This is a genomic window from Pseudomonas sp. 9Ag, assembly GCF_902506445.1.
Taxonomy (GTDB): domain Bacteria; phylum Pseudomonadota; class Gammaproteobacteria; order Pseudomonadales; family Pseudomonadaceae; genus Stutzerimonas; species Stutzerimonas stutzeri_AB.
This window is the reverse complement of the sequence record NZ_LR733836.1, coordinates 34,537-47,313: the sequence shown is the minus strand read 5'-3', so window position 1 is coordinate 47,313 and position 12,777 is coordinate 34,537. Positions and strand designations below refer to the sequence as shown.

Genomic DNA, 12,777 nt, shown 5'->3' with positions numbered 1-12,777 from the left:
TCAACCGAAGAACCAATAGCAGACCAGAATCGCCGCAACGATGCCGGCGAAGTCCGCCGCCAAGGCACACCCCACCGCATGCCGCGCCCGCTGGATGCCCACCGCCCCAAAGTAGACGGCCAATACATAGAAGGTGGTTTCGGTGCTGCCTTGTACGGTCGCGGCAACCAGCGCAGCAAAACTGTCCACGCCCTGACTCTGCATTGTCTCGATCAGCATGGCGCGCGCGGCGCTGCCGGAAAACGGTTTGACCAGCGCAGTGGGCAGCGCGTCGACGAAACGGGTATCCCAGCCCAACGCTTCCACCAGCCAACGGATTCCGTCGAGTCCGAAATCGAGTGCGCCGGAGGCTCTGAACACACCAATAGCGCACAGCATCGCGATCAGATACGGCAGCAGGCTTTTCGCGACATCGAAGCCTTCTTGCGCACCTTCGACAAAGCTCTCGTAGACCGGCACTTTGCGCAGCGCACCGACGATGAGGAACGCGATGATCAAACCGAACAACGTCAGGTTGCCGAGCAGCGATGATAAGGATGAAAGCGCGGTGGCCGAAAGCCCGGCCAGCAACGCCATGAAGCCGCCTAGCAGCAGCGCCCCAGGGACCAGGTAGGCGAGAACGAGCGGGTCCCAGAGACGCAGGCGCTGAACCAGCGCAACCGCCAAGAGGCCTGCCAGTGAAGATGCGGTGGTGGCCAGCAAAATAGGTAGAAAGACCAGAGTCGGGTCTTCAGCGCCCTGCTGCACGCGGTACATGAAGATCGACACCGGCAACAGCGTCAGCGAGGAGGTGTTGAGCACCAGAAACAGGATCTGCGCGTTACTGGCGACCGTCTTGCTCGGATTGAGCTCCTGCAGGGCTCGCATTGCGCGCAGGCCGATGGGCGTGGCGGCATTGTCCAGACCCAGGCCGTTGGCAGCGAAATTGAGAGTGATCAACCCCAACGCCGGGTGCCCGGCTGGCACTTCCGGCATCAACCGACGGAACAGCGGCCCGAGCAAACGCGCCAGCTGCTCGATCAGGCCAGCCTTCTCGGCAATGCGTAAAAAACCGAGCCAGAGCGTCAGCGTGCCGAACAGCACGATCATGATCTCCACAGCCAGCTTGGCCATCGCGAATAGACTTTCGACCAGGGCGGCAAACACAGCCGGGTCGTCGCCGAGCAGCCAGCGCCCGAGCGCAGCAACTGCCGCGACCAGAAAGAAGCCCAGCCAAAGGCCGTTGAGCATGTGATTCTCCAACGAGTGACTGCGCGCGATGATAGCGGTGCGGCTGGAGAACAGCCATGAACCAAACAGGACGAGCGAAGGTGGGCGCAGAAATACGGAGGGAAGCGAAAACGTGCTGAGGCTGGTTCAGCCGGGGCTCGAATAGCCCTTGAAGTGAACAAATAACGCAGGACGTGAAGCGCTGGAGAAATCGCAAACCGAAGGTGGAGGTCCCACCTTCGGTTGGCACTCGCCGAGCCCGGTCCATTACGGAGGCACTCCCTGTACCCCTAGGTCGCTCCATCGAAGAGCGTCCCGACCCCTTGGCTCCCCCGCTGTAGGGGCTGATAGGTGATCCTCGGACGATTCACCTCAGTAACTAGCACTCCGCTTCCTGCGAAGGCTCAAATAAAGGCATCCAGCCGCTGTAACCTCCCTATGCCGGTGCAGCCGCCCTGACGGGCGGCGTTATGCATCAGGCTCGTGGGCCGCGGCCCCGTCCGAAAATCAGCGAAGCGACAAACAGCACCAGGAAAACCACAAACAGGATCTTGGCGATGCCCGTTGCAGTGCCCGCGATACCACCGAAGCCCAGTACTGCAGCGATGATGGCAATAATCAGAAACGTGATAGCCCAACTCAGCATGGTGTAACTCCTCTTCGGTTCAGAACATCCTCAGCGGGACCTATCGCTAACGATCGGCTCGCCGAGCTCCAACTAGAAAACCCAACGTTGCTCAGACCGCACCTGCACATAATCAATCGTCTGCGGAGCAGGTCCGGTTTGCACAATCCCTACAGGTTGAGCGTCGTACATATGGATTCGTTCCGCTGACTCCTGCTGCGTTTGGCTGAGCGGCTCCGACATCGGATATTCGGCTCCAACGATCAGCGTGACCACAGCGGCGGTAAGGAAACCTTTTCCAACCAGTAGGAAACGTGCTTGACGATTCATCCTCAACTCCTTCTAAGCATGCGGGCCATGTCTGTCTTAGTGGTTATGTTGCAGGGCTCGTGCCACTCCTGAGATTTACATTTATTCCTTTATATTCAACAACTTATGCAATCAAAATGTCGCTGCGCCAATTTATATTGCACGATGCGCTTGCGCCGCGCCGGGCGATTTGCACGACGGACTAATCCCTGCTGTTGTTGTCACGGTGATTGAGGGTGTGAATACGCTCATGGCAGGCCCGGATTTTCGGCAGCTCGATGGCCAGCAATGCCTTCACATCAGGGTCCGCAGTTTTCAATGCATCTTCGAAGGCGGCCAGGATGCGCTCTTCGGTTTGGTCAAGCTGGTCGATATACACCGCGTCACTGTCGCCCAACCGTGCCTTGGTATCGGCGTACATTTCACGAAGCTTGCCAGCTGTAGTACCTCCCTGTGCGGGCTGTTCCTGATTCGCCGCAACCTTCACCGACAGCGCCTGAATGATGTGCGTCTTAGCCTGAGCCATATCGCGGAATAGATGCTGCAGTTCGATATCTTTCACTTCTTCCAGCGCATGCTGATAGAAATGCTGACCATCGCGGGTGATTTCTATGAGCTCGTTGAGGTGGGTGATGTCTTGGTTCATGGGGGCCTCCTGATGCAGATGCGATGCGCCTCGACTGCTGCCGATACGCGCGTTACCGCTAAACGACCGCAAGCCCCGTGCCAGCCATAAAAACGTCTGAAACCTCTTATAATCAATGCCTTGCGCTTCATCGTCGCTTCAGTGCTGATTGCAGCCTGCAGGAAAGACGTTCATGCACCGTGCAACTTGCATGGCTTTGCGTAGACTAACGCTGGCGCCGGGCGACCTGGCGGCGATACAGCACCGGGATTTCCCCCAAACGACTCGCCATACATTTACCGCTTTTGCCTGACTGGAGCATTCATGGACCAAACGACCGACACCGGCGGCCGCATCCTTCTGGTGGACGACGAGGCAGCGATCCTGCGCACGTTCCGCTACTGCCTCGAGGATCGTGGTTATACGGTGGTCACGGCGGCCAGCGCGTCGCAGGCCGAAGCGATCCTGCAGCGACAGGTATTCGACTTGTGCTTTCTGGACCTGCGCCTGGGTGAAGACAACGGTCTTGATGTCCTGCAGCAGATGCGTGTGCTTGCGCCGTGGATGCGCGTAGTCATCGTGACCGCTCATTCGGCCGTGGACACCGCGGTGGACGCGATGCAGGCGGGCGCTGCGGATTACCTGGTTAAGCCATGTAGCCCGGAGCAGCTGCGCCTGTCGGCCGCCAAGCAGCTGGAAGTTCGTCAGATGGCAGCGCGTCTTGAGGCTTTGGAAGGCGAGGTGCAAAAACGCAGCGATGCGCTGGGTTCGTACAGCCCGGCGATGATGAATGTGCTGGAAACGGCCCGTCAGGTGGCCGATACCGACGCGAACATCCTCATCCTTGGCGAGTCAGGCACGGGCAAAGGCGAACTGTCGCGGGCGATTCACAACTGGAGCCGGCGCTCGAAGAAAGCCTTCATCACCATCAATTGCCCGTCGCTGTCGGCGGACCTGATGGAAAGCGAGCTGTTCGGACACAACCGCGGGGCCTTTACCGGTGCCACCGAAAGCACCCTGGGGCGCGTCAATCAGGCTGACGGCGGCACACTGTTTCTCGACGAGATCGGCGATTTTCCGCTCGCCTTGCAGCCGAAACTGCTGCGTTTCATCCAGGACAAAGAATACGAGCGCGTCGGTGACCCAGTCACCCGACGCGCTGATGTGCGCATTCTTGCTGCCACCAACCTGAATCTGGAGGAGATGGTTCGCGAAGGTAAATTCCGCGAGGATCTGCTCTATCGCCTGAACGTCATTACCCTGAACCTGCCGCCCATGCGCGAGCGGCCGGAAGACGTGCTGACCCTCGCCGAACGCTTCCTGGCATTCTTCGTGAAGAGCTATGGACGCCCGGCGCGCGGCTTCAGCGACGGCGCCATAGGCGCACTGAAAGCCTACCGCTGGCCTGGCAACGTGCGCGAACTGCGTAACGTGGTCGAGCGCGCCAGCATCATTTGCCCGCAGGACATGATTGAAGTCAGCCATCTCGGCTTGGCCGATCAGGCGGTTAGCAATGCTCCGCGCATCGGTGAGCCGCTCAGTCTGGAAGCGCTGGAAAAAGCGCATATTTCGGGCGTGTTGAGCACCAGCGACACCCTTGATCAAGCCGCCCGAATCCTTGGCATCGACGCCTCGACGCTCTATCGAAAACGCAAGCAATACGGCCTATGAAAATCCAGATGAAGCTGAGGACCCGGTTGTTCCTGGGGTTCTCCGCATTGATGACTGTGGCCTTGCTTGGGCTACTGCTGGCCCTGGTCAGCGTCGTGCAAATGGCCAAGAGTCAGGAGCACCTCATTCGCGATAACTTCGGTGTCATCGAGGTCAATCAGCAGCTGCGCCAGGCGCTGGGAAACCAGCTGCTGCTGCTGGTCCGGGAAGACCGCGACACCGAAGCCCTGGACGCTTCGCGCAAAGTTTTCCTGAGCGCCCTGGCGCGCGGCATGGCGGACGCCCCCGACGAGCAGGACCGCAAAGCTTATGAGGCCATCGGCGACGCTTACACCCGTTTTGCCGTGCAGCTGGAAATACCGTCCAATCTGAACGCGACACTGCTCGAGGATAATCCCCTCAGCCAATCCTTCAACCGCGTTCGTGAGTTGATGGTCGACATGCAGCAGGCTGCTTACAACCAGATTCGCGACACCGAGATTCGCAGCCGCGAGCGGGCGCAGCTGCTCGCCGGGCTGCTGGGGTTGACTGGTATTGCGGTGCTGCTGATCGGGTTCGTTACCGCACACAGCTTTGCCCGGCGTTTCGGAGACCCCATCGAGCGACTGTCCAGCGTGGCCGACCAGATCGGCCGCGGCGACTTCAATATCAGCCTGCCCACCTCGCCTATCGCCGAGCTGTCATCGCTAATTCGTCGCTTCGGTCTGATGGCACAGGCCCTGCACCAGTTCAAACAAACCAATGTCGAAGCGCTGGTCGATGGCCAGCAACGGCTGCAAGCGTTGCTCGACAGCATCGATGACGGGCTTTTGATCATCGACCGCCAAGGCCGTCTGGAACATGCCAACCCGGTCGCACAACGCCAACTGGCCTGGGAGACAGAACACCTCGGCTCAACGCTTGGCCAAGCCCTCGGCTACCCCGAGCTGGACGAGGCCGCTCAGCAAGTGCTGGCCGACACGCCGTTATCCGCCCCGCCGGAAGATCTGGTGATCGAAGCCGACGGCGAGCGCCGCCTGTTGTCATGGCGCATGAGCCCCGTGAACCATCACGACGGCCGCATCAGCGGTGCGGTGATGGTGCTGCACGATGTGACTGACCAGCGCACTTTCGAGCGGGTACGCAACGAGTTCGTCCTGCGTGCCTCGCATGAACTGCGCACCCCGGTAACAGGCATGCAGATGGCTTTCAGCCTACTGCGCGAACGAACGCATTACCCAGACAACAGCCGCGAAGCCGACCTGTTCACCACTGTGCATGAGGAGATGCAGCGCCTGGTCACACTGATCAACGATCTGCTGAACTTCTCCCGCTACCAGAGCGGCCAGCAAAAGCTCGAGCGCGTGCCGTGCGACCCGGCCGCGCTCCTTGAGCAAGCACGGCAGCGTTTCCAGCCAAGCGCCGCGCAAAACGGCATTGAAATCAAGCTGGAACTGCAGACGCCGCTGCCAAGCCTGTTGCTAGATCGGCAGCAGATGGACCGGACACTCGACAACCTGCTCAGCAATGCACTGCGGCACACACCGGACGGCGGCGAGATCCGCCTGCTGGCGCGGCATCACGGCGAACGGGTCATTCTGAGTGTCGAAGACAACGGCGAAGGCATCCCCTACAGCCAGCAGGCGCGCATATTCGAGCCGTTCGTGCAGATCGGTCGGCGCCGTGGCGGCGCAGGACTGGGCCTTGCCTTATGCAAGGAAATCGCTCAGCTGCATGGTGGTCGTATCGGCGTGCATTCACGGATCGGCCACGGCACCATCTTCTATATCGCCCTGCCCATTTGAGCCAGGCAGGGCGAGCAGAATAAAAAAGGAGCCCCCATGCCCAGCCTCAATCCAAGCCAGGATCAGCTGAAGCGCTTCGCCGAGCAGATGCCGGCCGGCGAGCCAATCCTCATGCTCAACCTGCTGCGCTTCAACGACCAAGCCGCCTACCCTGCCGAGAGTGACCAGCAGCCGTGCTCCGGCAGAGAAGCCTATGCAGTCTACAGCCGCACGGCCATCAAGAAGGTGCGTGCAGCCGGAGGCGACGTGGAGATCATGGCCAACGCCCGCGTCGCGCTGATTGCGCCAGAGCACGAACATTGGGACGAGGTGCTGCTGGTGCGCTATCCCTCGCCTGAAGCATTCCTCGCCATGCTGGCGGACCCGGAATACCGCGTCGCCACGATCCACCGCACCGCAGCACTCGCCGACTCACGACTGATCGGCTGTAACCCGCGCAGTTGAGCTGATGCCTCAGCGTGCTGCATTCAGTACCGCGAGCAGCGCTGCGGTTTCTGCATCCGGCTCACCATCGAAGCGTGCCGGGCGGTATTTCATCTGGAACGCCGCAATGACGTTGCGGGTTTCCAGATCCAGATAGCCGTGCTCCGGCACCTTGTAGCCTTGCTCCGCCAACTGCGATTGGAACCAGGCCACGTCTGGCAAAGCCGTCGCGAACAGGCTGCGCTGACGGGCTACGGCCTGGGCGTCCGGCCAGGGCACCAGGCCGGCGTCCGCCAGCCGTTTCCACGGAAACAGCGGGCCGGGATCGACCTTGCGCTGCGGGGCAATGTCGCTGTGCCCGATGATAGCGCCAGGCTGCAGGCTGTGACGCTGCATGATGTCCTTGAGCAGCACGATCAAAGCGTCGATCTGCTCATCGGAGTAGGGATACCAAAGCCGTCCGTTGCCGCTTTCGATATAACCTCGATTGACCAGCTCGATACCGATGGAGCTGGAATTAAGCCAGGTGCGCCCGTTCCATTGGCTATCCCCGGCGTGCCAGGCACGACGATCCTCATCAACCAGACGGTAGATGGTCGCGGGCGCCTCGCCGATCAGATAGTGGCTGCTGACACCGTCGCCCTTGAGAATTTCCAGCGACCGCTGCAGATTACTTGAGGTGTAATGCAGCACGATGAACTGCGCGCGGCTGTCATGTCCCAGCGAAGTATGGCGGGTATCGATACGCGGACCGCTGGCGCAGCCGGCAAGCAACAGGCCAAACAGGGCGAGGATCAAGGTTTTCATAGGAGACCTCTGGTCGACAGCGACAGGACGCAGACTTAAACATCTGATCGGGCAGAGAGCGGCCCGCAGAGAAGCGCCGAGAGATCGGCGCCAGAACAGAGCGCGGGATTATACCGGGGCAGCCCTTGGGCTCCCAGCGCGTCCCGTCAGCCCGCTTCGATACGGTTGCGACCGGAATCCTTGGCCCGGTAGAGAGCTTGGTCGGCGCGCTCGAACACCTGCTCGGCTCGATCGGCTGCAGCGAAGCTTGCGAGCCCTCCCGACAGCGTTACCTGGATGCGAGCTCCCTTGAAGTGGAAAGGACAGTTCTCGATACCGGTGCGCAGATTGTCCAGCAACTTGAGCCCCGCCGAGGGAGGCGTCGCGGGCAGCAACAGCGCGAACTCTTCGCCGCCGAAGCGGGCGATGAAGTCAGTCTTGCGCAACCGCTTGCGCAGCTCATTGGCGATAATCTTCAACACCCGATCGCCAGCCAGATGGCCGAAACTGTCGTTGATACGCTTGAAATGGTCCACGTCCAGCACCGCGAGCAGCAGCTCACCGCCGTAACGTTGATGACGTGCGACCTCAAGTTCTAGGCGCTCATCCCAGGCGGCTCGGTTGGGCAAGGTGGTGAGCGGGTCCCGCAGGGCCTTCTGGCGCTGCTCTTCGAGGTGTTCGCGCATTCCCGTAGCTGCCTTTTCGAGGCTTGCCACGCGCTCAACCAGGGTGCCAAGGCGGTCACTCAAGGTCTGTTCATGTTCACTTCGCTGACGCTGATACGCATCGACGGTCTCCAGCAAACCATCAAGCCGTAATTGAACAGTCTGCTTCAGGCTCGGAAGGTCCTTGGCGCCGAGCATGCTGTCTTGCAGGCCACCGACTTGCTGGCGCAGCTCTTCGTCAAGCGCCTGGGCCGTTTCTTTGCTCTGCACGTGCCCTTCACGGGCCGCGCCAAGGCTGTCCTGCATGGTGGCCAGCCGCTCGTTGAGCAGACCAAGATAGCTTTCGAATTCACGCTGCCCCTGATCCGCCACCGCCAACATCAACTGAGCCAGATCATCGAGCACTGGCACCAGCTCATACCAGTTGAGGCCCTGCTGAATTCGCTCACGCATGGCCTGCGCCTGCGCCTGCTGGTGTTCGGGAAGCCGCAGGTTCTCCAGCAGTCCGAGCAGCGTCGACTCAACACGCTCGGCGATAGCGCTATAGGCCTGCTCTGGCGAAGGTGGCAACCGATACGGGTCGGCCGGCTGATTCTCCGGCGTCGGCTCCGGCAACGTCACATCGGCTAGCACATCGCTGCGCGGTTCCGCGATATCTATGGCAGCTTGCAGCGCTTGCGCCGCCTGCGCACTGGAATCCGGGCCGTCTGGCTGAGGCAGAGGCTCGGGCGTTTCCGGCGACCCAACGGGCGGCAGTCCTTGAAGAGACTTTGCAGGCTCAGCGGGAAACGCTGACGAATCACCGCTGGGTTTCGCTGTGATCTCATTGGCGCGCTCGCGCTGTCCGAACAGCCGACCGAGCAAGCCCACCGAAGTGGCGCCGCCTAAAGGCCGCTGTGCAGTCAACGCCTGGTTCTGCAACTCACCCAGCTCACTCAATAATGTGGGCAGCTCGCGCGATTGAGCGGCTCGCGCACCAAGCTGCCGTGAGAACTGCTTCAGTGGCTTGCGGATTTCACTGGGCAGCGGCAGCTCAAGCAGTTGCGAAGCCAGTCGATCAAGCGCCTCGGTCAACTGCTTGAGGCGCTCCTGTTTACTGCGCTCGGTGTCGAGTACGGCGCGCTCGAGTCGGGGGACAAGGGCACCCAGACGATCATCCTGCACGTCGTCACGTAGCACGTCACGCAGCTCGCGCATGCAACGTTCGACGGCAGGATCTGCGCCGTCTACGGCAAAACTGCTGCGAACCAGGCTACGACGCAGAAGATCCAGTCGCGTATTCCAGCGCCCTTCAAGTTGCTCCTGTTGTTCCAACTGCTGCAGATATTTGTCTTTCCAGCGTTGCGCGTCGTCGCTCATCAGGTCCTATCCATAGGTACAGGCAATGCATCAGCACCGTGCAGTGCGTCTGGCAAGCGGATTTCCACCGCTACCGGCAAGTGGTCAGAAGTCGCCTGAGCCAGCACATCGACACGTTCAAGGGTCAGACTGGGACTCAGCAGGATGTGATCCAGGCAGCGTTGCGGACGCCAGCTGGGAAACGTCGCTTCGATTTGCGGCGCTTGCAGGCCAAGATCACGTAGCGGTGAATGCTCCAGCAGATCACTGGCGTGGGTGTTCATGTCGCCCATCAGAATCTGATGGCGGTAGCCGCCGATCAAATCGCGGATGTAAGCCAGCTGGCGAGTGCGCGCGCCGCCGCCCAGGGCCAAGTGCATCACCACGACAACCAGGGCGTCCTCACCCTGACCAAACCGAAGCAGTATCGCACCGCGCCCGGACGGGCCCGGCAATGGATGGTCTTCCAGTCCCTGCGGCTCCAGTCGACTCAATACGCCATTACTGTGCTGAGCGAAGCGTCCCAGGTTACGGTTGAGCTGCTGGTACCAATAGGGAAAGGCGCCGAGTTGCGCAAGATGTTCGACTTGGTTGACATAGCCTGACCGCAGGCTGCCTCCGTCCGCTTCCTGCAGTGCCACAAGATCGTAGTTGCCCAGCAAATCGCCGATGCGCTGCAGGTTCCGCGCGCGTCCAGTGTGCGGCAACAGATGCTGCCAGCTGCGGGTGAGGTAATGATGATAGCGCTCGGTGCTGATGCCGACCTGAATGTTGAAACTCAGCAGACGCAATCGGCCGTCGCAGGGCAGGCCACTGGAATCCAGACAAATCGGATTGACTCGCGCCTGGCCCGGGCCAGCCAAGCGCGGTGAACTCCAGCGACGAAGCATCTGCGCTTACCGGGCCGCGCGTTCTTTTTCGATCAGGAAGTCAGCAACATCCAATGCCCGCTCCGGGCCGCCAGCGGAACCGATATCGAAGCGGTACTTGCCGTTGACAATCATTACCGGAACGCCAGTGATCTGATAAGCCATTGCCAGCTTCTTCGCCTGCTCGGCACGGCTCTTCACGCCAAAGGAGTTATAAGCCTTGAGGAACGCTTGCTTGTCGACTCCCTGCTCCTTGAGGAGCTCCGCCATCTTCTCCGGAGTGTCGAGTTTGTTACCGTCGCGATGATAGGCGCTAAACACGGCGTCATGAGCCTTCTGCTCGACCCCCATGGACTCGAGCGCTAGGAACATCTGCCCATGGGTGTTCCAGACGCCACCGAACATCGCCGGAATGCGCTTGAAATCGACATCATCAGGCAGTTGCTTGATCCATGGATTGATCACCGGCTCGAACTGGTAGCAGTGCGGGCAGCCATACCAGAACAGCTCGACAACCTCGATCTTGTCCGGCTCGGCAACCGGTACCGGATTCTTCAGCTCAACATATTCCTTTCCTGCCTGAAACTCTGCCGCACTGACTGAAAAGCCAAACAGGCTGGCGGTAACGAGAAGGGCACTGAGAACGAGTTTACGCATGGTGACTCCCTTGGTAATGAACGGCTGACCGATAGCGCCACAGGCTGCAGCAATTCATGCGTGCTCGCCAGCGCTTTCCGACGCTTTTCAATATCTTGACAATCATTATAGCGAGGGCAAAAACAAAAAAAGGCGTCCAGGCTCAAGCCCTGAACGCCTTTTGCAGGCTGATCGGATTAACGATCAGTGCAGACCCTGAATGTAGCTCGACAGGGCCTGGATTTCCTTGTTGCTCAACTTCGACGCGATGGTGCGCATGATGGCCGCATCGCCATCGTTTGTCCGATCACCCTCACGGAAGTCAGTGAGCTGCTTGGCGGTATAGGCCGCGTGCTGACCGCCCAAGCGCGGGAACCGCGCAAGATTATTGCCGACACCGTCAGGCGCATGGCAACCGGAGCATGCTGGCATGCCCTGTTCCAGCTTACCACCGCGGAAAAGCTGCTCACCCTGGGCGACCAGAGCCGGGTCGGCAGTACCGATGGTCATCTTCTGGCTGGCGAAATAGGCAGCCATGTCCTGAAGATCCTGTTCGCTGTACGGGTCAAGAATACCGGTCATTTCCAGCACCTTCCGGCCAACGCCCGGCTCGGCTGTGGGGCTGCTGCCCGCCTTGATATCCTGCAGCTGCTTGAACAGATAGTTCGAGCCCTGGCCTGCGAGCTTCGGGAAGTTCGGTGCGGCACTGTTTCCGTCTGCACCGTGGCAAGCACCACAGACGGCAACCTTTTCTTTTCCTGCTTCTGCATTTCCAGCCGCGTGGGCGATACCGGTGATGCCAAGGGTCAACAGCAGACTCACGAGTACTTTGTTCATCAGCTCATCCAACTACGGCTAAGGGTTTAAAGAAATCTTATTCGGCAGTCCGACCGCTTAGGGCCATGGCGACGCTCGTTATAAACAGGGTGACGTCTGACCTGGCGCTGGAGCAACGCCTCACTCGCTTCCGACCGATCGCCATAAGCGACCGACAGAGCGGCTAGCCGGCTCGTTTTTAGACCAAAGCGCACACAAAATCTGCGGCATTATATACTGGCGTTCCTGAAACGGAAATGAACCATTGCCGCACCCCCCGCGCGCACTCACCGGAAAGCCCATGCTCCCAAAAAACCCGATTCTAGGCCTCTGCCAGCAAGCCACGTTTATGACCAGTGCCGCCAAGGTCGATCAATGCCCGGCTGACGAAGGCCTGGAAGTCGCTTTCGCCGGTCGCTCGAATGCAGGCAAGTCCAGTGCGCTGAACACGCTCACCCACGCCAGCCTGGCCCGCACGTCCAAGACGCCAGGACGCACCCAGTTACTCAACTTTTTCAGCCTCGACGAGCACCACCGGTTGGTCGATCTCCCTGGCTACGGCTATGCAAAAGTGCCGATCCCTCTGAAGCAACATTGGCAGCGTCACTTGGAAGCCTACCTGAGCAGTCGCGAGAGTCTTGCGGGAGTGTTCTTGATGATGGACATCCGCCATCCGCTGACCGAGTTCGATCGCATGATGCTCGACTGGTCCAACGCCAGCGAGATGCCGCTGCATATCCTGCTGACCAAGTCGGACAAGCTTGCCTTTGGCGCAGCAAAGAACGCGCTGCTGGCCATCCAGCGCGACATCCGCAAAGGTTGGGGAGACGATGTGAGCGTCCAGCTATTCTCGGCACCGAAACGCCTGGGCGTGGAAGAAGCACAGCTGGTGCTGGCGCAGCTGCTGGGAATGATCGGCGAAGAAGACGAGGATGCGCCCGACGAGCCTTATCAAGAAGGCTGACCCTTAGGGAGAGATGCCGCCCAGTCTGATTCAAAAATCAAACCGGGCGGAGCGGCA

13 protein-coding genes are annotated in these 12,777 nt (G+C 60.1%); 4 read left to right on the top strand and 9 right to left on the bottom strand.

Translation table 11 applies throughout. The annotated features are described in order from the left end of the window. The 4 genes from ALTERO38_RS00255 to ALTERO38_RS00240 form a co-directional block, all read right to left on the bottom strand. Positions 1-1,230 carry a nucleoside recognition domain-containing protein gene (locus ALTERO38_RS00255; protein WP_159966837.1) on the bottom strand — a complete coding sequence of 410 codons (1,230 nt, stop codon included), beginning with the start codon at positions 1,228-1,230 and terminating at the stop codon, positions 1-3. Between the two features lie 454 nt (positions 1,231-1,684). Continuing rightward, positions 1,685-1,855 (bottom strand): DUF1328 domain-containing protein, encoded by a 171-nt coding sequence (locus tag ALTERO38_RS00250; RefSeq protein ID WP_019341907.1) that lies wholly within the window; start codon positions 1,853-1,855, stop codon positions 1,685-1,687. Between the two features lie 72 nt (positions 1,856-1,927). Next, complete coding sequence (locus ALTERO38_RS00245; protein ID WP_102836597.1) at positions 1,928-2,164, bottom strand: hypothetical protein; 237 nt, start codon at positions 2,162-2,164, stop codon at positions 1,928-1,930. A 181-nt stretch (positions 2,165-2,345) separates the two neighbouring features. Continuing rightward, positions 2,346-2,789 carry a PA2169 family four-helix-bundle protein gene (locus ALTERO38_RS00240; protein ID WP_102836596.1) on the bottom strand — a complete coding sequence of 148 codons (444 nt, stop codon included), beginning with the start codon at positions 2,787-2,789 and terminating at the stop codon, positions 2,346-2,348. A gap of 303 nt (positions 2,790-3,092) precedes the next feature. Between ALTERO38_RS00240 and algB the strand changes: the two genes are divergently transcribed. Genes algB through ALTERO38_RS00225 form a run of 3 tightly spaced genes read left to right on the top strand, consistent with a single transcriptional unit; the run spans position 3,093 to position 6,667 of the window. After that, positions 3,093-4,439, top strand: a complete 1,347-nt coding sequence (gene algB, locus ALTERO38_RS00235; protein ID WP_102836595.1) for a sigma-54-dependent response regulator transcription factor AlgB — start codon at positions 3,093-3,095, stop codon at positions 4,437-4,439. After that, the gene (locus tag ALTERO38_RS00230) at positions 4,436-6,223 is read left to right on the top strand and encodes a KinB sensor domain-containing domain (protein WP_159966836.1); all 1,788 of its coding nucleotides are present in this window, start codon (positions 4,436-4,438) and stop codon (positions 6,221-6,223) included. The genes algB and ALTERO38_RS00230 overlap by 4 nt, the downstream gene beginning before the upstream one ends. Before the next feature lie 36 nt (positions 6,224-6,259). Further along, on the top strand, positions 6,260-6,667 hold the full coding sequence (locus ALTERO38_RS00225) for a DUF1330 domain-containing protein (RefSeq protein WP_159966835.1): 408 nt from the start codon (positions 6,260-6,262) through the stop codon (positions 6,665-6,667). Positions 6,668-6,676: 9 nt separating this feature from the next. On the opposite strand, the gene ALTERO38_RS00220 is transcribed toward ALTERO38_RS00225, so the two are convergent. The 5 genes from ALTERO38_RS00220 to ALTERO38_RS00200 all read right to left on the bottom strand — a co-directional run bounded on the left by ALTERO38_RS00220 (position 6,677) and on the right by ALTERO38_RS00200 (position 11,777). Further along, complete coding sequence (locus ALTERO38_RS00220) at positions 6,677-7,453, bottom strand: N-acetylmuramoyl-L-alanine amidase (RefSeq protein ID WP_159966834.1); 777 nt, start codon at positions 7,451-7,453, stop codon at positions 6,677-6,679. Positions 7,454-7,599: 146 nt separating this feature from the next. After that, on the bottom strand, positions 7,600-9,456 hold the full coding sequence (locus tag ALTERO38_RS00215; protein ID WP_159966833.1) for a GGDEF domain-containing protein: 1,857 nt from the start codon (positions 9,454-9,456) through the stop codon (positions 7,600-7,602). Next, the gene (locus tag ALTERO38_RS00210; protein WP_159966832.1) at positions 9,456-10,325 is read right to left on the bottom strand and encodes an endonuclease/exonuclease/phosphatase family protein; all 870 of its coding nucleotides are present in this window, start codon (positions 10,323-10,325) and stop codon (positions 9,456-9,458) included. Before ALTERO38_RS00210 ends, ALTERO38_RS00215 begins: the two co-directional genes overlap by 1 nt. A gap of 6 nt (positions 10,326-10,331) precedes the next feature. Then, the gene (locus tag ALTERO38_RS00205) at positions 10,332-10,961 is read right to left on the bottom strand and encodes a thiol:disulfide interchange protein DsbA/DsbL (protein WP_159966831.1); all 630 of its coding nucleotides are present in this window, start codon (positions 10,959-10,961) and stop codon (positions 10,332-10,334) included. 183 nt (positions 10,962-11,144) lie between these two features. Then, complete coding sequence (locus ALTERO38_RS00200) at positions 11,145-11,777, bottom strand: cytochrome c (RefSeq protein ID WP_102836588.1); 633 nt, start codon at positions 11,775-11,777, stop codon at positions 11,145-11,147. A 280-nt stretch (positions 11,778-12,057) separates the two neighbouring features. Between ALTERO38_RS00200 and yihA the strand changes: the two genes are divergently transcribed. After that, positions 12,058-12,720: a ribosome biogenesis GTP-binding protein YihA/YsxC gene (gene yihA / locus ALTERO38_RS00195; RefSeq protein ID WP_159966830.1), complete on the top strand. Its 663-nt coding sequence runs from the start codon at positions 12,058-12,060 to the stop codon at positions 12,718-12,720. Positions 12,721-12,777 lie beyond the last annotated feature (57 nt).